General features: G+C 36.8%; 26 protein-coding genes and 1 riboswitch. Of the genes, 20 read left to right on the forward strand and 6 right to left on the reverse strand.

The window, feature by feature from the left end; genetic code table 11:
* Positions 1-140 precede the first annotated feature (140 nt).
* The gene (locus ACFSFW_RS18715) at positions 141-1,364 is read right to left on the reverse strand and encodes an MFS transporter (protein ID WP_304214661.1); all 1,224 of its coding nucleotides are present in this window, start codon (positions 1,362-1,364) and stop codon (positions 141-143) included.
* A 16-nt stretch (positions 1,365-1,380) separates the two neighbouring features.
* Positions 1,381-1,800 carry a MarR family winged helix-turn-helix transcriptional regulator gene (locus ACFSFW_RS18720; protein WP_388040470.1) on the reverse strand — a complete coding sequence of 140 codons (420 nt, stop codon included), beginning with the start codon at positions 1,798-1,800 and terminating at the stop codon, positions 1,381-1,383.
* 168 nt (positions 1,801-1,968) lie between these two features.
* Here ACFSFW_RS18720 and ACFSFW_RS18725 point away from each other — a divergent pair, with 168 nt between their 5' ends.
* Positions 1,969-2,715, forward strand: coding sequence for a GTP cyclohydrolase II (locus ACFSFW_RS18725; RefSeq protein WP_388040472.1), 747 nt, complete (start codon positions 1,969-1,971; stop codon positions 2,713-2,715).
* 36 nt (positions 2,716-2,751) lie between these two features.
* Here the strand turns inward: ACFSFW_RS18725 and ACFSFW_RS18730 are convergent, their stop codons facing one another.
* The 4 genes from ACFSFW_RS18730 to ACFSFW_RS18745 all read right to left on the reverse strand — a co-directional run bounded on the left by ACFSFW_RS18730 (position 2,752) and on the right by ACFSFW_RS18745 (position 6,040).
* Positions 2,752-3,120, reverse strand: a complete 369-nt coding sequence (locus ACFSFW_RS18730; RefSeq protein WP_099362521.1) for a potassium channel family protein — start codon at positions 3,118-3,120, stop codon at positions 2,752-2,754.
* Between the two features lie 133 nt (positions 3,121-3,253).
* Positions 3,254-4,333, reverse strand: coding sequence for a hypothetical protein (locus ACFSFW_RS18735; protein WP_388040474.1), 1,080 nt, complete (start codon positions 4,331-4,333; stop codon positions 3,254-3,256).
* A gap of 72 nt (positions 4,334-4,405) precedes the next feature.
* Positions 4,406-5,404 (reverse strand): inorganic phosphate transporter, encoded by a 999-nt coding sequence (locus ACFSFW_RS18740; RefSeq protein ID WP_388040476.1) that lies wholly within the window; start codon positions 5,402-5,404, stop codon positions 4,406-4,408.
* A 15-nt stretch (positions 5,405-5,419) separates the two neighbouring features.
* Positions 5,420-6,040 carry a DUF47 domain-containing protein gene (locus ACFSFW_RS18745; protein ID WP_388040478.1) on the reverse strand — a complete coding sequence of 207 codons (621 nt, stop codon included), beginning with the start codon at positions 6,038-6,040 and terminating at the stop codon, positions 5,420-5,422.
* A gap of 298 nt (positions 6,041-6,338) precedes the next feature.
* Between ACFSFW_RS18745 and ACFSFW_RS18750 the strand changes: the two genes are divergently transcribed.
* The 19 genes from ACFSFW_RS18750 to ACFSFW_RS18840 all read left to right on the forward strand — a co-directional run bounded on the left by ACFSFW_RS18750 (position 6,339) and on the right by ACFSFW_RS18840 (position 23,841).
* Entirely contained in the window at positions 6,339-7,079 is a 741-nt protein-coding gene (locus tag ACFSFW_RS18750) for a hypothetical protein (protein WP_388040480.1), read from the forward strand.
* Positions 7,072-8,145 (forward strand): DUF3419 family protein, encoded by a 1,074-nt coding sequence (locus ACFSFW_RS18755; protein WP_388040481.1) that lies wholly within the window; start codon positions 7,072-7,074, stop codon positions 8,143-8,145. Before ACFSFW_RS18750 ends, ACFSFW_RS18755 begins: the two co-directional genes overlap by 8 nt.
* Entirely contained in the window at positions 8,142-9,158 is a 1,017-nt protein-coding gene (locus ACFSFW_RS18760; protein WP_388040483.1) for a hypothetical protein, read from the forward strand. Before ACFSFW_RS18755 ends, ACFSFW_RS18760 begins: the two co-directional genes overlap by 4 nt.
* A gap of 12 nt (positions 9,159-9,170) precedes the next feature.
* On the forward strand, positions 9,171-9,848 hold the full coding sequence (locus tag ACFSFW_RS18765) for an iron-containing redox enzyme family protein (protein ID WP_388040485.1): 678 nt from the start codon (positions 9,171-9,173) through the stop codon (positions 9,846-9,848).
* A gap of 121 nt (positions 9,849-9,969) precedes the next feature.
* Positions 9,970-11,418 carry a 4-hydroxyphenylacetate 3-monooxygenase, oxygenase component gene (gene hpaB / locus ACFSFW_RS18770; RefSeq protein WP_388040555.1) on the forward strand — a complete coding sequence of 483 codons (1,449 nt, stop codon included), beginning with the start codon at positions 9,970-9,972 and terminating at the stop codon, positions 11,416-11,418.
* 137 nt (positions 11,419-11,555) lie between these two features.
* Positions 11,556-13,595, forward strand: coding sequence for a transglycosylase domain-containing protein (locus ACFSFW_RS18775; RefSeq protein WP_388040557.1), 2,040 nt, complete (start codon positions 11,556-11,558; stop codon positions 13,593-13,595).
* 203 nt (positions 13,596-13,798) lie between these two features.
* On the forward strand, positions 13,799-14,299 hold the full coding sequence (locus tag ACFSFW_RS18780; protein ID WP_304214638.1) for a hypothetical protein: 501 nt from the start codon (positions 13,799-13,801) through the stop codon (positions 14,297-14,299).
* Positions 14,300-14,434: 135 nt separating this feature from the next.
* Positions 14,435-14,980 carry an NfeD family protein gene (locus tag ACFSFW_RS18785; RefSeq protein ID WP_388040487.1) on the forward strand — a complete coding sequence of 182 codons (546 nt, stop codon included), beginning with the start codon at positions 14,435-14,437 and terminating at the stop codon, positions 14,978-14,980.
* Positions 14,977-16,512, forward strand: a complete 1,536-nt coding sequence (gene floT / locus ACFSFW_RS18790; RefSeq protein WP_304214636.1) for a flotillin lipid rafts scaffold protein FloT — start codon at positions 14,977-14,979, stop codon at positions 16,510-16,512. Before ACFSFW_RS18785 ends, floT begins: the two co-directional genes overlap by 4 nt.
* A 732-nt stretch (positions 16,513-17,244) precedes the next feature.
* Positions 17,245-17,808: an RNA polymerase sigma factor SigY gene (sigY, locus tag ACFSFW_RS18795; RefSeq protein ID WP_388040489.1), complete on the forward strand. Its 564-nt coding sequence runs from the start codon at positions 17,245-17,247 to the stop codon at positions 17,806-17,808.
* A complete protein-coding gene (locus ACFSFW_RS18800) occupies positions 17,762-18,121 on the forward strand; it encodes a YxlC family protein (RefSeq protein WP_388040491.1) in 360 nt (119 codons plus the stop codon). Before sigY ends, ACFSFW_RS18800 begins: the two co-directional genes overlap by 47 nt.
* Complete coding sequence (locus ACFSFW_RS18805; RefSeq protein ID WP_304214630.1) at positions 18,108-18,311, forward strand: sigmaY antisigma factor component; 204 nt, start codon at positions 18,108-18,110, stop codon at positions 18,309-18,311. The genes ACFSFW_RS18800 and ACFSFW_RS18805 overlap by 14 nt, the downstream gene beginning before the upstream one ends.
* The gene (locus tag ACFSFW_RS18810; protein ID WP_388040493.1) at positions 18,308-18,517 is read left to right on the forward strand and encodes a hypothetical protein; all 210 of its coding nucleotides are present in this window, start codon (positions 18,308-18,310) and stop codon (positions 18,515-18,517) included. Before ACFSFW_RS18805 ends, ACFSFW_RS18810 begins: the two co-directional genes overlap by 4 nt.
* Positions 18,498-18,812, forward strand: coding sequence for a YbjQ family protein (locus ACFSFW_RS18815; RefSeq protein ID WP_304214627.1), 315 nt, complete (start codon positions 18,498-18,500; stop codon positions 18,810-18,812). Before ACFSFW_RS18810 ends, ACFSFW_RS18815 begins: the two co-directional genes overlap by 20 nt.
* Before the next feature lie 79 nt (positions 18,813-18,891).
* Positions 18,892-19,055: riboswitch (TPP riboswitch) on the forward strand.
* A 100-nt stretch (positions 19,056-19,155) separates the two neighbouring features.
* The gene (tenA, locus tag ACFSFW_RS18820) at positions 19,156-19,836 is read left to right on the forward strand and encodes a thiaminase II (RefSeq protein WP_388040495.1); all 681 of its coding nucleotides are present in this window, start codon (positions 19,156-19,158) and stop codon (positions 19,834-19,836) included.
* Positions 19,837-19,861: 25 nt separating this feature from the next.
* Complete coding sequence (locus tag ACFSFW_RS18825) at positions 19,862-20,446, forward strand: ECF transporter S component (protein WP_388040497.1); 585 nt, start codon at positions 19,862-19,864, stop codon at positions 20,444-20,446.
* Between the two features lie 12 nt (positions 20,447-20,458).
* Positions 20,459-21,922, forward strand: coding sequence for an ABC transporter ATP-binding protein (locus tag ACFSFW_RS18830; RefSeq protein WP_388040499.1), 1,464 nt, complete (start codon positions 20,459-20,461; stop codon positions 21,920-21,922).
* 20 nt (positions 21,923-21,942) lie between these two features.
* Positions 21,943-22,713, forward strand: a complete 771-nt coding sequence (locus ACFSFW_RS18835; RefSeq protein WP_388040500.1) for an energy-coupling factor transporter transmembrane component T family protein — start codon at positions 21,943-21,945, stop codon at positions 22,711-22,713.
* Between the two features lie 108 nt (positions 22,714-22,821).
* Positions 22,822-23,841 (forward strand): thiazole biosynthesis adenylyltransferase ThiF, encoded by a 1,020-nt coding sequence (locus ACFSFW_RS18840; RefSeq protein WP_388040502.1) that lies wholly within the window; start codon positions 22,822-22,824, stop codon positions 23,839-23,841.
* The last annotated feature ends 217 nt before the right edge of the window (positions 23,842-24,058 follow it).

Below are 24,058 nucleotides of genomic sequence, written 5' to 3' on the forward strand. Positions count from 1 at the left end.
TACAATCACTCCTTATGTAAAATAGTATTCAATCATAATTATACCCATTAACATCATGCCAATCTAATCATCTGCTTATTTAAAATAACATTATCCTTTAATTAAAATAAAAAGGACAGAAAAGGAAAATCCCTTCTATCCTAGATTGATTCTGATGTTTGATGATAAGTTTGTTCCGTTTGTACAACAAGTTTTGTTTTTCGATCATGAAGTAAATAATAAAGTATAATCCCGAATAACACATAAAAACCACTAAAGAAATAAAACGTGCCGAGCCCGATTTGTGCGCTTAGAAGGCCGACAATTGATGAACCTAAACCGATACCAGTGTCATAAATTGATAAGAATGTAGCTGTTGCTGTTCCTCTACGTGTAGGGGCTGCAGCTTGAACAGCAATTGTTTGGAAGCTTGGGAATAATGTTCCCCAGCCTAACCCGATTAAGGCAGCAGCAAATAAGAACATAAAGGAAGTTGATGAAATTCCGAGAAACAGCATACCAATTGCAAACACTACGATTGATGGATAGACAATTTTATTTGCTCCGTATTGATCAAACCATCTTCCAGTGAAAGGTCTAGAAACTAGAAGTACTACAGCATATACTACGAAAAAGAAGCTTGAAACCTCAAATAATCCAATTTCTTGGGCGTACACGGAAACGAAAGATAAGAGAGAAGAGTATACAATCCCTAATAGTCCACCGACAATTGAAATTTTTATCGCAGGAACCTCAAAGAGATCCCCGAAGGACAATTTTGTTTTTACTGGTTTTTGTTGTATTAATTTTTCTTGTGTTCTTTCAGGAACTTTTACAAAATAACCTGTTACTAATGCAAGAATTGAACAAATTGCTCCAACTATAAACACGCTATTCATTCCGGATTTATTCAAGAGTGTTAACCCTAAGAATGGACCAATAACCATTGCTAAGTTGTTTGACATAATAAAATATCCCATGCCCTCTCCTTTTCGAGAATCGGGGATAATGTCTGCAACAATCCCTCCAGCAGCGGTTGTTGCCATTCCGAATCCAATTCCATGGAATAAACGTAGCAATAAAACAGAGTAGATGGATGGAGTGAAGAAATAGAATAGCGATGAAATCATGAAAATAAGTAATGAAAGAGTGAGAACCTTCTTTCTACCAAGGGTATTTAACCATTGACCCGCAAAAGGACGGACGATGATTGCAGAGAATAAAAAGACAGTAACCATGAGCCCTGCTTCTAATTCATTTCCTCCCAAATCATTCAACGTGTATACCGGCAATGAAACTAATAAATAATAAAACGTCAAAAATACAAAAAAGTTACTAACCGAAAGATTTATAAAATCCTTCGTCCAAAGTTTTTGTTTCCCCATACTTTACCTCCTGGTGTTAATTCTTAACCTGATGGAACCAATGGTTTAAAAGTTCATATAACTGGTCCTGCAATTCTATTGGAAAATTTTCTACGAGCTTTTCATTCATTTCGATCATAGCTTGTTCCCATTTTGGATACTCAGCTAGTGCCTTTTCCGTTAATTCAATTTGCTTGGTACGCTTGTCTGTACCTTGAATTTGTCTGACATATCCAAGCTTAACGAGCTTTTGTATATTTCGAGTCATCGGTGGAGCCTCAACAGTTAAATAGTCACATAGCTCAGATTGTGTTGATGTCCCTTTTGTTTTTAAAACAAATAAAACGGACCATTGCGCGCCGAATAGTCCGAAGGGTTCTAACGTTTCATTTACATGTTTTGTAAGCTGTCGTGACAACTGATGCACTGCGTGAAATAGAGTATGGCCAGTTTGCATAAAAACACCTCAATGCCTATTTCATTATAATTAGTTACCTAGGTAACTATATCACCTTTTATCTTTAAAAAGCAAGACCCAAGCATTAAAAACGAGAAGGTTAGGGTGGATAAATAAATGATATTAATCAAAAACTACTTGTAACCAATTGAGCAAGGGGGATTATTCGTGATTTCTAAAGAAATTATATCCATTTTACAAGAAAAAATTAAACTTATTGAAAGAGGAGATAAAGCCATTTACTTAGTTGGACCAATTAAGCTTCCAGTGAATTTAGATGGAGAAACCGTCATTTTTCAGTGGTATTGCTGGCTACTTTGTGATGAGGTAACGCTGGATGCAAATCGAATCATAGAAAAGCTTTCAGCAACAAACCTTGCTGAAAAACAGCAATCAAGTGTTTTAGTATATGGAGATTTTGAAAATGCAGACGAGGCTTTAATTCGGATGCATAGTATTTGTCATACGGGTGATATTTTTGGAAGCAAGCGTTGTGATTGCGGGTATCAACTAAAACAATCAATGAGAATCATTGTGGACCATGGGGCAGGTGCTTTATTTTATTTAGCAAATCATGAGGGTCGAGGAATAGGCTTATTTAGTAAAGCAATGGCCTATATCCTTCAAGAGAATGGTTTAGATACAGTTGAAGCAAATATCCAACTAGGATTTAAGGATGATGCTAGAAATTACGACGATGCGATTCGTGTCTTGAAGTCGTTACGGACGAAACCTGTTTCCTTAATAACAAATAATCCTAAAAAAATCGATGCCCTTAAAAATTCAGGAATGAATGTTTCAGAACGGATGCCAATTTGGGGAGATGTGTCAGAGTTTAACCAAAAATACTTAAAGACTAAAGTGGAAAGAGCCGGCCATCTCGTTGAAATGGCGCAAGATGAACAACCTTTTTAAAATGAGGAGCTAGCCCATTGATGGACTAGCTCATTTCTAATCATACGGATAATTATCACCTTCTGTATTTCGAAAAGGAGGGAGAAACTGAATCACGATGACCACAGGTAACAAATAACCGATTAACGCTTCAATAATCGCTACAGCCCTTGAGATACCAAATGGAGTTACATCCCCATACCCAACCGATAAGAGAGTAATCGCACTAAAATATAGCGACCGAGTCACAATATCTAGTGACTGTTCTTGGTGCGAATCTGATGCATAATGGTCATGTACCGCACCTAGGTCTAGTAAATCTAAAAAAATATATATAATAGCAAAAGTTAACAAAGTATTAAGATACACAACAATAAAAATTAAACCACGATAAAATGTCTTTTTTCCATGAATAAACGATTTCAAAAATTTCACATCCTTAAGGCCAGCCTTACTATATGTATATTAAAAAGTTAGTAGAATAGACTAGCCTTCAATTCTCGCTTAAAATGAAAAAACTCGGCAAATTGCCGAGCAAAATACACTTATTTGATTAATGTTAGGATTCAGAATCATTTTCTTTAACAAAGCTATTTAATTCCTGTAAAAAAGCTTCTTTTTCATCTACTGTTACATAAAGTTTTGTGATCTTTTTTTTCTTCCCGAATGGCAGATAAGCAAAAACTGGTTTGATTAATTCAATCTCAAATTGTGGATCTTCTTCAAAGAAATCAGGAAGAGTGATTGAAAAACTATCTTTCTCCTTTGATCTTGCTTTTTTATCGGTAATTGTATCTTGAACTGATTTGATATTGTCTACATCAACTTCAATTTCACGTCTTATTCCAACCTGTGCAAAAAGCTTACCATCATTGATTACAATTGGTGAAAGACGCACTGCTTGGTAGTCTGCAATAATCCAAAGCAACGCATATAAATCAAAAATTGTAAAAATCCAAGCTGCAATTGGACTCCAGAAGTGGGCAATTAAAAAGTGAACCCCGATTACCTCGATGATCATCGCATGTACCAACATAATAAACAACCCAAAATAACCTGATTTTGTATGGATGGTAAACACATGAGTGTCAGCTTTACTTTCCCATTTTTTCCTCCAAACGAAGAATGCATAATAGAAAATGGTGAAATCGAACACAAGGATATCAAGAAGCTTTTTCTTACCAAATGTTTGATTCAAGGCTCCACGTATAGTTGCAGGATAATAAAAAGAGTTTTCTTTTTGTTGTTTGTAATTCTGGATGAGAGTTGGAATTTTACGGATTAACAAGACGGCAAGAAACAATTCAATTGCAATAAAGAGGCCTTCGATTAGAAAGATTCCGTATTTCAAGTAATTAAAAATAGCGATATCATGATGGGGAACAATGAAGTATGCAAACCAAAAGCCGCCAATCACAACAGGAAGAAGAGTAATCATGGAAAAACGATTTCTAACCACAAATAAATAGAAGAAAAGAGGTAACACGATTGTTAAATCAAACAAGGATGCGAGAATCAATGTATCTGTGACAGGCTCAAATGGCTGAATGACCATCACTGTATAATTTGAGCTAATGATCAATAGTGCCAAGATAATAAAAATATAAATTGATCTGTTCTTCTTGAGTGAGTGCACCATTGGAATGCCTCCTAATGTCATCTTTTTACAATTATATTATAACAAATAAAAAAAGGTGGCAGTAGCCACCTTTTAGAAAAATAGGTTAATGATTTGATAAATGAGTGCTGCTAACAATGCTGAGATTGGAAGTGTAATCACCCAAGTGAGGACGATTTTACGGGCAACACCCCATTTTACGCCTTTTACACGTTGAGCGGAACCGACACCCATGATTGCGGATGAAATAACATGTGTTGTACTAACCGGTAAATGAATATAAGTCGCTCCAAAAATGATTAGAGCAGAAGATAGGTCAGCCGCAGCGCCATTTATTGGACGGATTTTCATAATTTTACCGCCGACGGTTTTAATGATTTTCCAGCCACCTATTGATGTACCGAGCCCCATTGCAGTTGCTGCGGCAATTCTCACCCATAGCGGTATATCGGTAGAGGTTGTAAATCCACCAGCAATCAATGCCATCGTGATAATACCCATCGCTTTTTGAGCGTCATTTGTTCCGTGGGTAAAAGATTGAAGGGCAGCTGTGAAAATTTGAAAGGTCCTGAATCCCTTGTTTGTCTTATATAGATTTGTGTTTTTAAAAATGACTTTAAAAAGGCTCATCATAAGAAATCCAACTGCTAATGCAATAAAAGGGGAAAGAATGAGTGCTTCTAAGATTTTTATAAAACCACTGTAATTTAAAATCCCAAAGCCTGCAGCAGAAATGGCTGCTCCAGCAATGGACCCGATTAAAGCATGAGAGGAACTACTGGGGATCCCGTAGTACCATGTTATCAAGTTCCATGCAATTGCCGAAAGTAGGGCTGCTAAGATAACAACTGATCCATTTTCTATCGCAAAAGGATCAACAATATCTTTGGTGATTGTTTTGGCAACACCCGTAAATGTAATAGCACCAATAAAGTTCATGGAGGCTGCAAGGACAATAGCAACTCTTGGCTTAAGTGCCTTTGTAGAAACACTTGTCGCTATTGCATTAGCTGTATCATGAAAACCGTTAATGAAGTCAAATGCTAATGCAAAAAAAACAATTAATACCGTTAATAATAGTAACGTATCCATTAATAAGATTCTCCCTTACGCATTTCTCATAATGATGGTTTCAAGCGTATCCGCAACATCCTCACAGTAGTCTGAAATGCCTTCAAGAATCTCATAAATCTCCTTAAGTTGGATAATCTTTATTGGGTCTTTTTCAGTTTGGAAAAGCTGTTTGATTGAAACCCTTAAGAGTTCGTCACATTGTGATTCATAATCATTGATTTTAATCGCATGCGTACGCATATCTAACAGTTTTTTATTTGAAAGAAGTTCAATGGCATGGAAAATTTCAACCGTACTTTTATGGATTAGGTCAGCATATGTAGTCATGTATTCGTCGGTATCGGTCAATGAATACATCTCAAAGCGTGCTGCGCATTGCTCCATCCCGTCTAGTACATCATCCATTTTCATCGCCAATTGTAGAATATCTTCTCGCTCAATGGGGGTAATAAAGGATTTATTAAGTTGAGTGATTAAGCCATGAATAACATCATCGCCTTTTCTCTCATAGTCTTTCATTTGACTCGAAAACTCTTTCAAGTCACTTACATTTTTAATTTTAAACTGTACGAAATAATCTGCCGCTTCTTTTAAATTTGAAGAGATAGATGTAAGTGCTTCGAAAAAAACATCTTTTTTCTTATTTGCGAACATATTGTTGTTCCTCCAATAATGAAATATAAAAACACACAAAGAATATTTTTATCTAAATTTGTCGAAATTACAATAAAAATTTTACAAAGTTTACAAAAACGTAATATTAAGTTTACAAGATGTGTTTATTGAAAATACAAAATACAACTGTACATCAGGTATCTAAGTATAAACTAGGCTCTTTTATTATCTATAGAAAATTAAGGAAATATACTTGAAATTTATTCCGAATAGTGTAAAATTACACTAAAGAATAAATGGTGTAATTTTACACTATAGGAATTGGTTGGTGTGATGAGTGACTCAATTATTAGAGATTATTGAGACAAATCAATTACTTTTAAAACACAAAGAAGAAATGCTCTCATTTTCAAGCCGAGTAAGCAAGGTGAGGGAGGCGTATCTTTTTTCAAGATTTGAGATATACGATCAGGTAATATGCTTAAGACGAAATCAAAAGCTTTTTGCCTTCCAACTCGTTCAAACCTTTGACCTAGGAGACGAGAAGTTCGTATACTTTGGTCCTTTGTTTTCGCGAATGAGCTGTTTTTTAGACCTTTTCATGTCTTATATTCAAGTGTTAATGGAAAAGAATGTAGGTAGAAAAATACACCTACTTGCAGAAATTGAGAATCCAGAGGTTTTGCTGCTTTTTAAAGCGTTGTTTGATGACTGCGCTTACCCGAAATTCCAGGTATCCGAGGTTCCTGAAGAAGTAAAGGAGAAGGTTCACGTTTTCTCAAAAAAGCTTACACATATAGGTGAGCTAGATCTTGAGCGACTAACTTCAAAATCAAAGGATCCACTCTATCAATATAAATCAACTTATCCTGAAGTAGAGAATTGGCTTTGTTCAAGAAAATTGGACTTATCACAAGGAGTAAATGTCGTCCTATACTCCACAATACCGGATGATCCAAATGCTCGAGATACATTCAATCGTCAGCTGGAAAGTGGAAGAAAAAGAATGTTGAATTGGAAAGAAGGAAAAAAAGAAGTCTTGGATTTATTCGAAGGAGGGGTCGTGAGCAATGTCTGACATATATTTTTCACAGATAAGAGAGGACAGTTTGGTAGAAAGAGAGATTACAAGAGTAGTAGGGCCACAGAAAGTGCTCGTAGTTGGTTCAGGTGGATGTACGGCTTTTTCCATTCTGACTGATACGATAGACCAAGTTCTCTGTGTTGATTTGAATCCCGCACAATGTGCTTTGATTGAGTTGAAAAGGGCAGCGATTCAGCAGTTTTCTCTGAATAATTTTCTAGCTTTCATTGGGGAAATGGATTGTGGAAATCGGAATGAAATGTATGAAGAGATTGCTGAAGAATTGCCTGATTATGCGAATCAATTTTGGAAGTTGCATCGTAGTGAAATAGAAAAGGGAATTAATCATTGTGGTGTAAATGAGCGTTTTTATAGATTTTTAGGGGAAAACATTTGCCGGAATGTATATGACGAGACGGTTTGGAATCAGTTGTTTTCTGCCAAAAACCTTGCTGAGCAACAGAAATTTTATGAAGAATACTTAACAACTGCCCAATGGAGAACAGCTATAAAAATCTTGTTAAGCAAAACGACACACCTCCAATTTTTTCCTAGCTTTATGTTTAAGAATGCCAGTGAAAATGATTTTGGGAATTTCTTTTTAAGTCAATTTGAGAAAGAAGTGAAAACAAAGCCGATTCACAATAATTATTTTTTAAGCCAAATCTTACTTTCTACTTATTTGTATGACCAGGTCGAGGGAGTTCCATTCTATTTAACTCCAGAAGGATATGAAGAAGTAAAAAGAAATATCGATAAACTGTTCATTTATCCAATGAGTATTCAAGAGCTATTAGAGAAGGAAAGTTCGATTGATGCTTTTTACTTGTCAAATGTATTTGATTGGGCAGATGGAAAAGGAAAAGCAGCGATTTGTAAAAGTATGATTCAATCAAAATCAGAAGAAGCTGTATTGATGTTCCGAAATATGCTTAGTACGAGTAAATTACCTGATTTTTTTATGGAACAGTTTTATCGAGATGAAGAGCTGTCAAAACGTTGTGAACGGTTAGAGCGTTCGATGTTGTATCAAAAAATAACAGTGGGGCAATTGGTATGACCTATTCATTCATGGAGCTTGATGAAACCCACGGACCACAACTGCTTCGGTTAGCAGATGAAACAAGTACAGGTAGCGACCTCTTTTATGTTGATCGGTCTCCGAATTTTTTTGAACTGTCAGAGGAATTTGGAAGGACAAGGCATTTTGGATTGTTTAAAGGAAGTGAATTAATTGGCTGTGTGGCAGTCAGTCAGCAAAAGCGGGTAATTGAGGGATCATGTAAGCATGTGTATTACTTAAATGATTTAAGGATTCATCCTGACTTCCATCGGACCTTTGCATTCTATCGCTTGACACAACAATTAGTATCACGTTATCAAAATGAAGGTACAGTCAAATGGATGTATTCCACCGTTCTTGATACAAATTCAAACAAAGCATCCATGACAAAAGGGAATGGGCTCCTTCCTGGTGGAATTGAACTTGGAAGAACGTTTCATATTGGTGTACCAATGTTTTTAAAATATCGGAAAAATCATGTTGATGTAATCGAAATCGAAGGGGAAGAGGCATGGCAGATTTACAAGAGCTTAGCTAGGCTTCAAGACTTTGCACTTTGTGATAAGAGGATATTTTTAAAAGAAAATGGTGTGTTTTTAGTTGTTAGAGATAAGGAGGACGACTTGGCAATCTGTAAGCTTGTAAATCAAACAGATGCTAGGAAGCTTCGACTTTCTAGGAAACTTCCTTTCATGTTTAAACTAGTAAATTTGATTTGTCGGACAGTCGGTTGCCCACTATTGCCTAATAAAGGTGAGGAATTTCGGCATGGCTATATGGCATTTTTTGCAGCTAGGGATAAACCAGTGAGATTTCGAAAGGAATGTATCTCCTATATTCAAAAGACCTATAAGCACCGATACACCTTTTTGTTTTTTGGAGTATCTTCCATAGAGGCAGAGCAGTATCGAAGTAACCCTTTTAATATACAACTTTCATCAACAACATTTGCATACGGGGACATCCCTGCGAACCTTTGGATGAATTTTCATGAAATAACACTTATTTAGGAGGATGTAAGAATGGAGAAATTTGTAGAGTTAAAGAATGTGACAGATGGTATGTTTCGAGTTGAGAAAATTGAACAACATCCATTATTTGTGGCTTTAGCTAAAGGAGAATTTTCAGATGAACAACAAAAGGAGATTGCACTTCAAATTTATCACGTCGTTCTTTACTTTCCACGTTTTTTGTCAGCGATTTTAACGAATATGTCAGACTTTCGAATGAGAATGCCACTTGTGGAAAACTTATTTGAAGAGCACGGGAAAATGAACGAAAAATATGTTCATAGCGAGACTTACAAACAGTTTTTAAAAGGTATTGGTGTATCGGAAGAAGAAATGAACGAAAGCGAACCATGCATTCCCGTTCTTGCATACAACCGTGCATTAACGGATCTTTGTCTTCACTATCACTATTTAGAGGGGCTTGCCGCACTTGGTGTAATTGAAGAAATCGTTGCCCGTGTTTCGCCATTAGTGGGCCAATTTGCGAAAAACACCTTTGGGAGCGAAAATAGGTCACTCGTTCATTTTACAGATCATGAGGTACTTGATGTGCAACATGCTAACGAAATATATGAAGTAGTGGCTCAAGGCTATGAAGGAGATCAAAAAAGAATCATTGAACGTGGCCTGAAGTTTGGGATGTACTATCACTCAAGGATGTATACAGACATCTTGGAATTTGTTAGATAACCACAATCTGTGCCTATCAACACTGACGTTTTCAATTAGATGTTTTTCCACAGGCTGTTAATGAAAAATGGTCTCACGTGATGTTAAAGCGGAGCATATTTTAGGTTAGTAGCCTGTGGAGGTGTTAAAAATTGGGATAATTTCCGGTGAAGAATATATAAATAGAATTAATAAACTGCATTCTGATATATGGATTGACGGGGAAAAGGTGAAGGGGAATATTTCAGAGCATCCTGCTTTCCGTGGAGTCATTAAGAGTCAAGCGAAGCTCTATGACCTTCAAAGTAAATCTTCAAATCAAGACATCATGACCTTTACTTCTCCTAAAACGGGTAATCAAATAGGAACTTCCTATTTAGAGCCTAAAACTAAAGAAGATTTAGAAAAAAGGCGCCTTATGATACAAACATGGGCAAAGAGTACACTTGGAATGATGGGACGATCCCCTGATTATATGAATACGTGCTTAATGGCTGTTAATGCTGCTGCTGATTTATTTTCTTCTAATAATCCGGAGTTTGTGAAAAATCTCCGTAGGTTTTATGAGGAAGCAAGTGAAAATGATTATTCATTTACCCACACCTTTATAAATCCACAAACAAACCGTTCTCTTTTCCATATGGATGACGACGATAATATCATAGCGGCCAAGGTTATTGAAAAAAGAGCAGAAGGAATTATTATTCATGGTGCAAGATTGCTAGCTACACAGGGTGGTATTACAGATGAGTTAATCGTCTTTCCATCAGGTGGAAATTTATTTAATAAAGAGTATGCTTTTGCCTTTTCAATTCCAAGTAACACAAAAGGATTAACCTTTCTCTGCAGAGAATCATTTGCATATAAAGAATCAACTTTTGATCATCCTCTTAGCTCGCGATTTGAAGAAATGGATACGATCCTTGTTTTCAATAATGTTCTTGTTCCTTGGGAACGAGTCTTTATGAATGAAAGTATTGATTGTGCCAATAAAATGTATACAGAATCAAGCTTCTTTCCACTAGTCCTACATCAAGTTATTTCAAGACAGGTTGTAAAAACGGAATGTCTGCTCGGAGTAGCCCAAGCTTTGGTGGATACCATTAACATTGGTGAATATCAGCATGTACAAGAGAAAATCAGTGAAATTATAGTTGGGCTAGAGTCTTTAAAAGCATTATTATTAACATCTGAACTTCAAGCGAAATTGGATAAATGGGGTACAATGTCACCTGCAATCAACCCTCTATACAGTGCGATTAATTTATACCCTCGTCTATATCCACGTTTTACTGAGATTTTACAGCTATTAGGTGCCAGTGGCTTAGTTTCAATTCCAACTGAAAGAGACTTTGCTTCTGATAAGAGGGCTGATCTTGACCAATATTTACAGGCTGCAAACGCTAATTCGTATGATCGAGTAAAACTATTTAGACTCGCATGGGATCTTAGTATTAGTGCATTCGGGTCACGACAAACTCTATACGAGCGTTTTTTCTTCGGTGACCCAATACGACTTGCAAGTAACCTATACCGCTCCTACGATAGAACCGAACTCACAAATCAAATTAAAGAATTCTTAAAAAGCTAATTTTACAAATAACCCTCCACTAATCAAATTTTTTTTTAAAAAATAGCTTTCCTATGAACATAAAAAATTTTCTTGTTCGAATAAATATATGTAGCGCTATTTTTGCGATATTATTTTTACTAGCACATTTGGAGGGCATTCAAATAATGGGAAAAAACTTCATGAAGACTTTGTCCGAAGTAGGAAAAGTAAAAATCATCCTGTTAATTGGGTTGGTTTTTATTTTATTTATTGCTATTGGGCTCAACATGTATATCAATTCTCGGGATGTTAGTGCTTTGAACAATCCATTGCCGGAACCAACTATTATCTATGATAAAAATGGAGAAATCGCCAGTAAGGTACCTGGACCTAAAATCGAAGGTGTAAGCTATGAAAAAATTCCGCCACATGTTATCAATGCCTTAGTTGCCATTGAAGACCGCCGATTTTACAAACATCCAGGGGTGGATTATATCGGTATTTTTCGTGCGCTTTTCCGAAATTTAAAAGCGGGTGACATTGTCGAGGGCGGAAGTACGATTACCCAGCAATTAACAAAGAACGTCTTTTTAACTCATGAGCAAACCCTGAAACGAAAAATTGATGAATTCTTCCTTGCTCAAAAAATAGAGCGTACATTTTCAAAGGAAAAAATTATTGAAATGTATCTGAATCAAATCTATTTTGGTGAAGGGGCATGGGGCATAAAAAATGCTTCAAGAACCTATTTTGGTAAAGAGGTTAATGAACTAACAGTTAGTGAAGGAGCCATTCTTGCCGGAATTATTAAAGCACCTTCTACGATGAACCCATTAATTAACGAGGAAAAATCGCTTAGCCGCAGAGATCTTGTATTAGCAGCGATGGAGGAACAGGGATATTTAACTTCTAACCAAGTGAAGGAAGCTAAGGCCCAAGAAATCGTGTTCAAAGGGCGCCAACTTGATCCATATGAAGGAAAATACCCATATTACGTCGATTATATTATTGAAGAAGCAATTGAAAAATATGGACTCACCCAAAATGAGGTGATGTCTGGTGGCTTGGAAATTTATACAGAACTTGATCCTCACATGCAGGAATCTGTAGAAAATGTATACAAAAATGACAGCTTATTTCCTGCAAGTCCAGAAGACCAATTGCTACAAAGTGGTGCTATTTTAGTAGACCCAAAGACCGGTGGAATAAACGCCTTAGTTGGAGGTCGTGGGGAGCATGTATTTCGTGGTTTCAATCATGCGACACAATTAAAAAGGCAGCCGGGTTCAACAATCAAACCACTTTCTGTATACACGCCAGCATTGGAACGTGGCTACAGCATTTATGATGTCCTACCGGATAAACCAATGAGCTTTAATGGCTACCAGCCATCCAATGTTAGTGGAAGGTTTAAAGGCAGTGTCACTATATATGATGCAGTGAGGAATTCCGATAATGTCCCAGCAGTTTGGCTCTTAAATGAAATTGGACTTAAAAGCGGGATTGATGCTGTGAATGAATTTGGTCTTCCGATAACAGAAAATGATCATAACTTGAGTCTTGCTCTCGGAGGTCTTGATAAGGGGGTTGCCCCTATTCACATGGCTGAAGCTTATACAACCTTCCCAAATGAAGGAAAAAAGACGAAGGCACATGCAATTTCAAAAATTATTGATACAAACGGTGAAATCATTGCCGAGTGGAGTGAAGAACCTGTACAAATTACAACTCCTGAGGTTGCAAAAAGAATGACATTCTTATTGAAGGGTGCTGTTGAAAACGGGTCGGGCCGAAATGCGAAAATAGAGGGAAGAGAAGTAGCTGGTAAGACTGGCTCAACTCAGGTAGCTATTGATGGTATCAATGGGGCAAAGGATATTTGGATGGTCGGATATACGCCTGAACTTGTCGGTGCAGTCTGGCTTGGATATGACAAGACAGATGAAAAACATTATTTAACGACTACTAGTTCAACGGCTGCGACAATTTTTAAAGAAATGATGCAACAGTCATTAAGTAATGTTCCACCTACTTCATTTAATCTCCCAACCTATCAGGCTCCTATTAAGAAAAAGGAGAATGACTGGAAAGCGGGAGATATGAAAAAAGAAAAAGGTAAAGATAAGGATAACTGGAAAGAGGAACAGAAAAAGAGGAAAGAAGAAGAGAAAAAGCGTAAAAAAGAAGAAAAAAAGAAAAATAAGCATGAAGACTAAGAGAAAGTTCCCTTGTAAAGGGGGCTTTCTCTTTTTTGTGTTAATAGATGCGCATAAGATTTACTTATGAGTTCTAATAAAGAAAAAGTCATTTATTCATGAACGATTGTAGAGTATTGTAAGAATAGGAATAATTTGTATGTTTCTTAGCTGTGATTCTATTTTGATTTCCCTATTCAGAAAAAAAGAAAGAGTTGATAAGCATGAAAAAAGGGTTACTATTTGGATTTGCTTATTGTTTATTTATCCTATTAGCAGTTGGAATTGGATTCTATTATGCCAATTTTGATGTGCCAAATAAAAATGCAATCATCGATTCTGAAAAAAAGGAAGTCACACAAAGTTTTGAAGATGCCCTCAAGGCGGACAAGGAAAGAGTAGAAAAGGATAAGGCGGACGAATCAAAAAATAGATGGAATCCATCACCAACTTTTGTATTAGTAGCCATCTCGATTGGAGCAATTGCTGATATTGTGATTGTTATCCTTTGGGCACGTCACGAAAATAAAAAAAGATTAATCGAGGAGAAAAACAGTCACCTACAGAAAAAACGGATCACCGACAATTCGATCTTCTGGTGGATCATAGGGCTGGGGATTGTCCAAAAAAAGAATGAGAAATTAGTTATAGACTGGAGATATGTGGTTGCATATATTGTGCTTGGATTTTTACTTAAAGCATGGGTTTCAAAAGAATTGATCTAACTACAGGGTGTCGACATACATTTACAAAGAATCTAAAACTTTTTTGTGAAAAAATGAAACCTTTTTCAAGTATTTTCCGTAAATGAGAATGTAAAGAAAATTTCAAAACTATTACTTGGATTTGGAGGTGAAGCTATGGAATTATTCGGATATGACATTGAAACGATCTATTTGATTGGCTTAGTCATTAGTGGAATTGGTACCCTTCTTTTTATCCTATTTGGCGATTTTTTAGAGGGAATCTTTCCAGATAGTTTTTTAAGCCCAACACTTATTTTCTCATTTCTCACCTTTTTAAGCGCATCTGGATACATTTTTGAAAAAATGCTTTCCTTTCATAGTTTATTAATTTTTGTTATTTCACTCGTATTAGCACTTATTTTAGTCACACTATTAAATGTTTTTGTATTAATCCCGTTGTCTTCTGCTGAGGAATCGATGGTATACAGGGAAGAGGAGTTAAAGGGTAGGATTGGTAAAGTCATAACTTCAATCCCGATTGATGGCTTCGGCGAGGTTGTCATTGAAGGAATCGGTGGAACAATCGCTAAATCTGCAAAGAGCTTTAATAATGAACCAATTCCATATGATGAAAAGGTTCTTATTATAGATGTAAAGGAAGGCGTTGCCTACGTCTTACCTTACCAAAATATGATGATTAAAGGGGGAAATCAACAATGACAACAGGAATATGGATTGTAATTGGGGTAGTCGCATTTTTGCTTCTTGCACTTATTGGGGTATTTGTTACAAAGTACAGAACGGCTGGTCCTGATGAAGCACTAATTGTAACAGGTAGTTATTTAGGAGGAAAGAATGTTCATGTGGATGAAGCCGGTAACCGAATAAAAATTGTCCGTGGTGGCGGTACTTTTGTACTTCCAGTCTTCCAGCAGGCTGAACCACTAAGTCTCTTATCTAGTAAACTAGATGTCCAAACACCTGAAGTATACACAGAGCAAGGTGTACCGGTAATGGCCGATGGAACAGCAATTATTAAAATCGGTGGTTCCATTTCTGAAATAGCAACAGCAGCAGAACAATTTTTAGGAAAACGAAAAGAAGATAGAGAAAATGAAGCGAGAGAAGTGTTAGAAGGTCATCTTCGTTCAATCCTAGGTTCAATGACCGTTGAAGAAATCTATAAAAATCGTGAAAAATTTTCACAAGAAGTACAACGTGTTGCATCACAGGATTTAGCAAAAATGGGTCTTATCATTGTATCGTTTACAATCAAGGATGTTCGTGATAAGAACGGTTACCTCGATTCACTAGGTAAGCCAAGAATTGCTCAGGTAAAACGTGATGCGGATATTGCAACTGCAGAAGCTGATAAGGAAACCCGTATTAAACGGGCGGAAGCAGACAAAGAAGCAAAAAAATCTGAGCTAGAGCGCGCAACAGAAGTAGCAGAGGCCGAAAAAATCAACCAATTAAAAATGGCTGAGTACCGTAGAGAGCAGGATATTGCAAAAGCACGTGCTGACCAAGCATACCACCTAGAAGAAGCGAGAGCGAAACAAGAGGTAACTGAACAGCAAATGCAAATCCAAATCATTGAAAGACAGAAGCAAATTGAACTCGAAGAAAAAGAAATCTTACGTCGTGAAAAGCAATACGATTCAGAGGTTAAGAAGAAAGCAGATGCTGACCGTTACTCAGTTGTTCAAGCGGCAGAAGCTGAAAAAGCGAAGCAGTTAGCAGAAGCAGATGCAAATAAATATCGAATTGAAGCAATGGCAAAAGCGGAAGCAGAAAAAATCCGTATTGATGGTCTTGCAAAAGCAGAAGCACAGCGTGCACAAGGGGAATCTGAAGCAGATATTATCCGTTTGAAAGGTCTTGCAGAAGCGGAAGCAAAACAAAAAATTGCAGAAGCATTCGAGCAATATGGGAAAGCGGCTATCCTCGATATGGTTATTAAAATGCTTCCTCAATATGCGAAAGAAGTGGCAGCACCATTATCAAATATCGACAAAATTACAGTTGTGGATACTGGTAGTAATGGGGAAAATAGCGGAGCCAATAAGGTAACAGGTTATGCTACTAACTTGATGTCAACTCTTCAAGAGTCGTTAAAAGCATCATCAGGTATTGATGTAAAAGAAATTATCGAAAACCTATCAGGTAAAGGTAATGTAAAAAACAGCATCGACCAGTTAACGGATGAATTAGTCCAAACGAGAAAAGCAGAGACAACAGAAAAAGAATAATATGAACTGAAAAGCAGCCTACTTAAAAGAGCTGCTTTTCTTTTTGGTGATTTTTTTGCAGAGTGCTATTGCGTCTAGGATAGTGGAAAACAGCAGGACTGAGTCCGAATAAGGGTGTGATTCTGACAAGTACAGAGGAAATCTTCGGGCTTGAGTCTGAATGAGGGTGTGATTCTGACAAGGCTAGAGGAAATCTCCGAGCTTGAGTCTGAATGAGGGTGTGATTGAGACAAGGTCAGAGGAAATCTTCGGGCTTGAGTCCGAATGAGGATGTGATTGTGACAATGCCGGAGGATATCTCCGAGGTCGAGTCCGAATGAGGGTGTGATTCTGACAAAGCCAAAGGAGAAACGCCGAGGTCGAGTCCGAATGAGGGTGTGATTCCGACAAGTCCAAAGTAGAAACTCCAAGCATGAGTCCGAATAAGGGTGTGATTCAGACAAGTACAGAGGAAATCTCCAAGCTCGAGTCCGAAAGAGGGTGTGATTCTGACAAGGCCAAAGGAAATCCACAAGTTTAAGTCCGAATGATAGCATGATTCTGACAAGAACAGTGGAAAACTCCATTATTGAGTCAAAATGAGTGAATGTAATATTCGATAGGATGGGTTAAACTGTAGAAAATGAACATATTAAAACTTTTTAAAACTGAAAGTGAACTTTTTTATGACTTCGTACGTACTATTAGCGAAATATAAAAATAACCAAATCTTCTCGGGGGAGAATTCAATGCATGGATGAAAAGGAACTAATTCGCAGTGCAAAGCGTGGTGACTCACTCGCGTTTGCAATGCTTTTTAAAGAGCATTATCCTTTTTTAGTTAAGTATTTAATAAAAGTTACAATGAAACCTGATATTGCTGAAGACATCGCACAAGAGGCAATGATGAAAAGTATGGAAAAAATCAAAATGTATAACGGTAAAGCAAAATTCTCCTCATGGCTAATAACAATTGCGACGAACTTATACATAGACGATATCCGTAAAAAGAAACGCGAACAAAATTATCAGCAACAGGAGCAAGCATTACGCAAAATGAAGTGGCAATTCGAGAACCAATCTGAGGATTGGAATGATGTTCTTAATGCACTAGGAAGGCTTTCTGATGAAATTCGGATTCCAATTGTTCTCAAACATTATTATGGGTATTCGTATGAAGAAATCGCTGATATGCTTCATATCGCCATTGGTACTGTTAAATCAAGAATACATAATGGAATCCATACAGTAAGAAAGGAGCTGAAACCTCATGAAGAAAAACAAGCTAGTCCTACTAAACAACAAACAACAACATGAAGAGGATAAAGAAACGATTCAAGATATAAATGAAGCTCTTACTAAAATAGATCATCATTACTCGGTTTTCACTCCGGACCTACAAGTATTTGAACAAATGGTTGCAATTGAACAACAAAAACAAAAGAAGAAATTTAGAAGAGATTTAACCGCATTTATATTGGTTGCTCTATTCTTGATGACATGTCTAATATCCGCATTCTTCCAGCTACCGCTAGTATTTATCATCATTCAAGGCATTGCAACTATTAGCTTGCCAGTATATAGCTTCTTTCGTTATCGAAAACGGGTGATTGTCCATGAATACGAATAATACCCTGCTTTTATTAGTAGTTGTGATTATCGTACTTATTCAAGGTTTGTGGCTATTTTTAGATGCAAGAAAGCGGGGACATAATTATTGGTTTTGGGGAATATGGGGATTAATTCAAACACCGATGCCCCTTGTTTGTTATTTCATTTTTGCTAGAAAAATTTATCGACGTAAAGCAGGTAGGGAATGATGAGGGATATTGCAAAATATATTGTATTAATGATAGCCATTGTAGGACAAATCGTAGGAATTGTATTTTTGTTCATTGATATTTCAAAGGCACTGACATTCTATGCCTTTTACATGGTTGCCATTATTCTATTATTCGCCCTATTAGTATGGGAACGAAAACGAGAGAAAGAGGAGGATGACGAAAATGATTATCGTGACTACTGATTTTGTACCTGGCAAAGAAGTAAAAGAACTAAAAGGATTTGTAAGAGGGGGGACAGTTCAGTCAAAGCACATTGGAAAAGACATTATGGCTGGATTAAAGACAATTGTTGGAGGAGAAATCTCCGATTATACTGAAATGCTGGAAGAAGCCCGCCAAAAAGCAATTGGTCGAATGGTGGAAGATGCAAACGCAAAAGGAGCAAATGCAGTAATCGGGATGCGATTGCAAACCTCAGCTGTTATGCAAAATGCATCTGAAATTATTGCATATGGAACAGCAGTTTATGTAGAGTAACAAGTAAACCTTAAAAAAGCCTTGATAATTATTTCCAACATGTTATGATTGGAAATAAGAAAAATTGCATAAATAATTGTAATTCCACTAGGGGTGCCTTTAAAAAAGGTAAATGTATGGATGGGTTTATACCTTTAAATCGTTTACTTTAAGGCTGAGATTGAGGATTGATTTTTCATAACCTTGAGACCCTTAGAACCTGATCTGGTTGATACCAGCGTAGGGAAGTGGGTAGACGGGTCTCTTTATTTTTTATATGTCTAAATCCAAACCACTTTCTTTACGTTGTTAAAGAAGGTGGTTTTTTATTTTGTAAATAACAGTAAAGCGAGGAGAAATGAACATGTTATTTTCAGAAGAAATACGTAAAGAGGCAAACCATATTTGGGAGGCAAGTTTTGATCATCCATTTGTCAAAGGAATTGGAGACGGTACATTACCAATTAAATGTTTTCGCTACTATGTCATGCAGGATGCCTATTACCTAACTCATTTTGCAAAAGTGCAGTCTTTAGGTGCAGCAAAGGCAGAGGACTTACATACGACAAACCGACTTGCTATTCATGCTCAAGGAACTTACGAGGCCGAACTAGCACTGCATAAAAGTTTTTCGGAGAGACTTGAGATTACGGAGGAAGAAAGAAAAACCTTTAAACCTGCACCGACAGCATATGCATATACATCACACTTGTATAGAGCCGCTTATTCTGGCCATTTGGGTGATATAATTGCTGCTTTATTACCTTGCTATTGGCTATATTATGAAATTGGTGAAAGACTTAAAGATTGCAAACCAGAAGAGCCGATTTACCAGGAGTGGATTGCGGCGTATGGTGGGGACTGGTTTAAAGAACTAGTAGAAGAACAGATTGATAGAGTAAATAAATTAGCAGAAAAAGCGACGCAAGAAGATCGAGACCGTATGAAAGAACATTTTATGATTAGCAGTCAATATGAGTACTCCTTTTGGGAAATGGCGTACCAATTAGAAAACTGGCCTATTCTAGCAAAAATGTCTGTATGAACAAAAGAGAAAAGGAGAGGTATAAATGAGCAAAGGGTTAAAACTAACTGATATTTTGGTTACGATCGTAATCGCCATTGCATTCGGGATTGTTTATATTGTTTGGGGTTCTTTATATTATGTTGTAAAGCCCATTGGGCTACATGCCGACCAATTAATCTATGGAATGTGGTTTATTGCAGCGCCTGTTGCGTATCTTGTGATTCGTAAACCGGGTGTTGCCTTACTGGCAGAAATTGCAGCTGCCTCAGGTGAATTTATTTTAGGGTCTCCATGGGGCCTAACCGTTCTGCTGTACGGTGTTGTACAAGGGCTGTTTGCTGAAGCAGTGTTTATGCTATTTCGATATAAAAAATATAATATTGCTGTGGTCGTCTTGGCAGCTATAGCTTCTTGTCTAGGGTCAGTAATAATGGATTTTGCATATGGAGAAATAGGTGACTTAGCTGCATGGAATCTCATTTTGTTCCTAGTTGCTAGATTCGTAGGTTCCATCTTGTTTGCCGGTGTATTTGCTTACTATCTAGTAAGTGCGTTGGAAATGACAGGAGTAACAAAACTTGTACGCCCACTATCCAGCAGTGATTTTGATGCACTAGATCAAAAATAAAAGGGGTCGAATATGGAATCAATTGCCTTTGTAGAAAACCTTCGTTTAACATTTCCTGGAGATAAGTCCTTGCTTTTTAAGGACTTATCTTGCCATATTAAAAAAGGAGAGAAGATATTAATTCTCGGACCTTCAGGATGTGGGAAATCGACAATCCTTCAAGTATTAAGCGGGATTATTCCAAACTCAATAGAATTACCAATGAAGGTAAATAAGTTACAGATTCCCAAAGAATGGGGCTATGTTTTTCAGGATCCTGATTCACAGTTTTGCATGCCATATGTTGATGAAGAACTTGCATTTGTTTTAGAAAATCTACAAATTCCTAGGGAGCAAATGGACGAACGGATAAAAAGTCTGTTAGAGCAAGTTGGATTAGATTTAGAAGATTTCCACACAAACATTCAAACTTTGTCTGGAGGCATGAAACAACGTTTAGCCATAGCATCTGTCTTGGCATTAGAGCCGGATGTATTATTTTTAGATGAGCCTTCATCCATGCTTGATCCACTGGGTACAAAGGAAATTTGGGAAGTTATAAGAAATGTTGTGGAGGATAAAACAGTAGTCATCGTAGAGCACAAACTAGACCACGTCCTTCCAATTGTTGATCGAATTATCCTTTTTAATGAATCTGGAGAAATCATTGCTGATGGTTCAAAAGCTGAAATTTTTTCTAGCTATAAAACACTCATCAAAGAGCAAGGTATTTGGTATCCGGGGGTCTGGGAGCACTTTATTCAAGACTTTAAATGGATGGAATATGTAAATACAGAAGGTTTTAATCATCCATCTATTCGCCTTGAGGAATTTAAGGGATATAGACAGAAAAAGGAAAAAATATATGTGAACGATGTTCAAGTCCATGAAGGAGAATGGATTGTGGTCAAGGGGAGAAATGGTGCTGGGAAAAGTACCCTGCTTCACTCTCTAATGCAATTCATTCAAACAAAAGGTCACTATTCATTTTTTGGAGAAGTAGTTACATCTTCAAAGAAGCTCGATCAACTCATGACCTTTGTATTTCAAAACCCTGAGCTTCAATTTGTAACAAACTCTGTTTATGAAGAAATTGCGTATTCATTAAGAATTGATAAACGAAATGAACGAGAAATATCTGAGACTGTAGAGGAACTACTTCGAATCTTTCACCTCATAGAGCATCAAAATAAACATCCTTACCAATTATCTATGGGGCAAAAAAGAAGATTAAGTGTAGCAGCCTCAATTGTAAGAGATCAGCAAATTCTTCTACTAGATGAGCCTACATTTGGACTTGACTCAAAAAATACGTTTGCACTTCTTTCTTTACTAGAAGATTATAGACAAAAGAACAAAACGATCATAATGGTTACACATGATGAAAAAATTGAAGAGTATTTTGCGACTAGAAGCTGGACCATTGAGAATGGGAGATTAATCAAAGATCAATTGCTGAATCGGGCAAAAGTAAATCTTAGTCTCGTGCAAGTGTAATCAGGGAAAGGAATTTACTCATGGAAATTTTAAGTAAAGATACATGGCTACATCGAATAAATCCAAGTATAAAGCTGTTCGTGCTAGTCAGTTTATGTATTGCAGTATTATTCATCGATACTCTTCATCTACTTATTCATACCTCATTGGTCGTATTTATCTTATTTTTTGGATTCACTGGACATTCATTTAAACGAATCATACTATTTACTTTACCATTTTTGCTTATTTTTCTTTCAACCTCATCATCTATGATTCTATTTGGTAAAGGAGAGACGGTACTTTTTAAGTTGGGACTCATTACAATATCAGAGGAAAGCATTTATAAAGGATTAGTTGTTGGTTTTAGAGGAATTATATTTGCGGGTCTAGGCTTAACGTTCGCTTTAACTACACGTCCCGTTTTTCTGTTTTATTCGTTGATGCAGCAACTAAAGTTGCCACCTAAATATGCATATAGCTTTATGGCTGGACTACGATTGATTCCCATTATGATGGAGGAGTTCCAAACGATTCAAAATGCCTTGCGCGTTCGTGGGATTGAACACCAAAAAGGGATTCGCTCTATCTTTTTTAAACTAAAAGCATATTCGATTCCGTTATTATCACAAAGTATTAGACGTGCACATCGGATTGCAGTTGCAATGGAGGCAAAGCGCTTTTCGAACCAAAAAGATCGTACCTTTTACTATGAACTGACTCTTTCTAAGTATGATTTGATTTTTATTCTTTATTTCGTGATTATGTTAAGTCTTGGCTATTATTTCTCCAGTCCATTATTTTTAATATAGAAGTCCCGTTACTTCATGGAAAGGAACTAGATGTGTTACGATAATTTCAAGCTAAAGATAAAATATTATTTAGGATACACATGAGTTTGAGGGAAGGAATGATGTGGGGTGACTGAACGCTATTCTCGTCAAGAGTTATTTACTCCAATTGGATTGGAAGGACAAAAGAAGATTAGAAGTAAGCATGTATTAATCGTAGGTGCTGGTGCACTTGGTACGGGCAGCGCAGAGGGACTGGTTCGTGCCGGAATTGGAAAGTTAACAATCGTGGACCGGGACTATGTGGAGTGGACAAATTTACAAAGACAGCAATTATATAGTGAAGAAGATGCAGTCAATCGTATACCAAAAGCAGTTGCAGCAAAACAACGCTTAGAAAAAATAAATTCAGAGGTCGATATTCGGGCTCATGTCATGGATGTTTCTATTCAAGAGATTGAAAATCTCATTGATCATGTTGATTTAATAATCGATGCTACCGACAATTTTGACATAAGAATGCTCTTAAATGATGCTTCACAAAAATATAAGATCCCTTGGATCTACGGGGCATGCGTAGGGAGCTATGGTATTAGTTATGCAATCCTACCTGGTCAAACACCTTGTCTGCATTGCCTCTTAGAAACTGTACCGATGGGAGGACTAACATGTGATACGGTGGGAATCATCAGCCCAGCTGTACAGATGGTGGTAGCCTATCAGGTAACCGAAGCTCTCAAAATATTGGTTGATGATTACGATGCGTTACGGAATAAATTAGTTTCATTTGATTTATGGAAAAATCAACATACCGCAATTAAGGTTGATCGTGTGAAAAAGGAAAGCTGTCTTTCTTGTGGAACAAATCCAACCTATCCTTTTTTATCCTATGAAAATCAAACAAAGTCAGCTGTTTTATGTGGAAGGGATTCTGTTCAAATACGACCTAGTGAAAAAATCGAAAGAGATTTACATTCTCTTGCCGAACTTTTATCCGCCCAAGGAGGCAAAGTCGAAAGAAACCCATACTTACTATCATTTCAAAAAGGGCAAAACCGAATGGTCATTTTCAAAGATGGACGTGTTCTCATTCATGGAACAAAGGATGTATCAGAAGCTAAAAGCCTTTATCATCGATATTTGGGATAATTTCAAATTGAGAAACTTGTCGAAAAACTAGTGATTGACAATAACATGTCCACGGTGGTAATCTAACAAAGTATTAAGACTACTATAAAATGGAAGGGAGGGTAACGAAATGAAAAAGCTAAAGATTATTCCAATTAACTTTATACAATTCGTGACCCTTCCTATTGTAAATATAGTTTGATAATCCACGATTATCAAAATTAAGTTTTTCACAAAG

The organism is Ferdinandcohnia salidurans (assembly GCF_042680725.1).
GTDB lineage: Bacteria > Bacillota > Bacilli > Bacillales > Bacillaceae_L > Ferdinandcohnia > Ferdinandcohnia salidurans.

Excerpts from the sequence above, each read along its gene's own strand:
- ACFSFW_RS18715 (WP_304214661.1), bottom strand. The coding sequence starts at position 1,364 with ATGGGGAAACAAAAACTTTGGACGAAGGATTTTATAAATCTTTCGGTT.
- ACFSFW_RS18720 (WP_388040470.1), bottom strand. The coding sequence starts at position 1,800 with ATGCAAACTGGCCATACTCTATTTCACGCAGTGCATCAGTTGTCACGA.
- ACFSFW_RS18735 (WP_388040474.1), bottom strand. The coding sequence starts at position 4,333 with ATGGTGCACTCACTCAAGAAGAACAGATCAATTTATATTTTTATTATC.
- ACFSFW_RS18740 (WP_388040476.1), bottom strand. The coding sequence starts at position 5,404 with ATGGATACGTTACTATTATTAACGGTATTAATTGTTTTTTTTGCATTA.
- ACFSFW_RS18745 (WP_388040478.1), bottom strand. The coding sequence starts at position 6,040 with ATGTTCGCAAATAAGAAAAAAGATGTTTTTTTCGAAGCACTTACATCT.
- ACFSFW_RS18755 (WP_388040481.1), top strand. The coding sequence starts at position 7,072 with ATGTCTGACATATATTTTTCACAGATAAGAGAGGACAGTTTGGTAGAA.
- ACFSFW_RS18760 (WP_388040483.1), top strand. The coding sequence starts at position 8,142 with ATGACCTATTCATTCATGGAGCTTGATGAAACCCACGGACCACAACTG.
- ACFSFW_RS18765 (WP_388040485.1), top strand. The coding sequence starts at position 9,171 with ATGGAGAAATTTGTAGAGTTAAAGAATGTGACAGATGGTATGTTTCGA.
- ACFSFW_RS18780 (WP_304214638.1), top strand. The coding sequence starts at position 13,799 with ATGAAAAAAGGGTTACTATTTGGATTTGCTTATTGTTTATTTATCCTA.
- ACFSFW_RS18785 (WP_388040487.1), top strand. The coding sequence starts at position 14,435 with ATGGAATTATTCGGATATGACATTGAAACGATCTATTTGATTGGCTTA.
- floT (WP_304214636.1), top strand. The coding sequence starts at position 14,977 with ATGACAACAGGAATATGGATTGTAATTGGGGTAGTCGCATTTTTGCTT.
- sigY (WP_388040489.1), top strand. The coding sequence starts at position 17,245 with ATGGATGAAAAGGAACTAATTCGCAGTGCAAAGCGTGGTGACTCACTC.
- ACFSFW_RS18800 (WP_388040491.1), top strand. The coding sequence starts at position 17,762 with ATGAAGAAAAACAAGCTAGTCCTACTAAACAACAAACAACAACATGAA.
- ACFSFW_RS18805 (WP_304214630.1), top strand. The coding sequence starts at position 18,108 with ATGAATACGAATAATACCCTGCTTTTATTAGTAGTTGTGATTATCGTA.
- ACFSFW_RS18810 (WP_388040493.1), top strand. The coding sequence starts at position 18,308 with ATGATGAGGGATATTGCAAAATATATTGTATTAATGATAGCCATTGTA.
- ACFSFW_RS18815 (WP_304214627.1), top strand. The coding sequence starts at position 18,498 with ATGATTATCGTGACTACTGATTTTGTACCTGGCAAAGAAGTAAAAGAA.
- tenA (WP_388040495.1), top strand. The coding sequence starts at position 19,156 with ATGTTATTTTCAGAAGAAATACGTAAAGAGGCAAACCATATTTGGGAG.
- ACFSFW_RS18825 (WP_388040497.1), top strand. The coding sequence starts at position 19,862 with ATGAGCAAAGGGTTAAAACTAACTGATATTTTGGTTACGATCGTAATC.
- ACFSFW_RS18830 (WP_388040499.1), top strand. The coding sequence starts at position 20,459 with ATGGAATCAATTGCCTTTGTAGAAAACCTTCGTTTAACATTTCCTGGA.
- ACFSFW_RS18835 (WP_388040500.1), top strand. The coding sequence starts at position 21,943 with ATGGAAATTTTAAGTAAAGATACATGGCTACATCGAATAAATCCAAGT.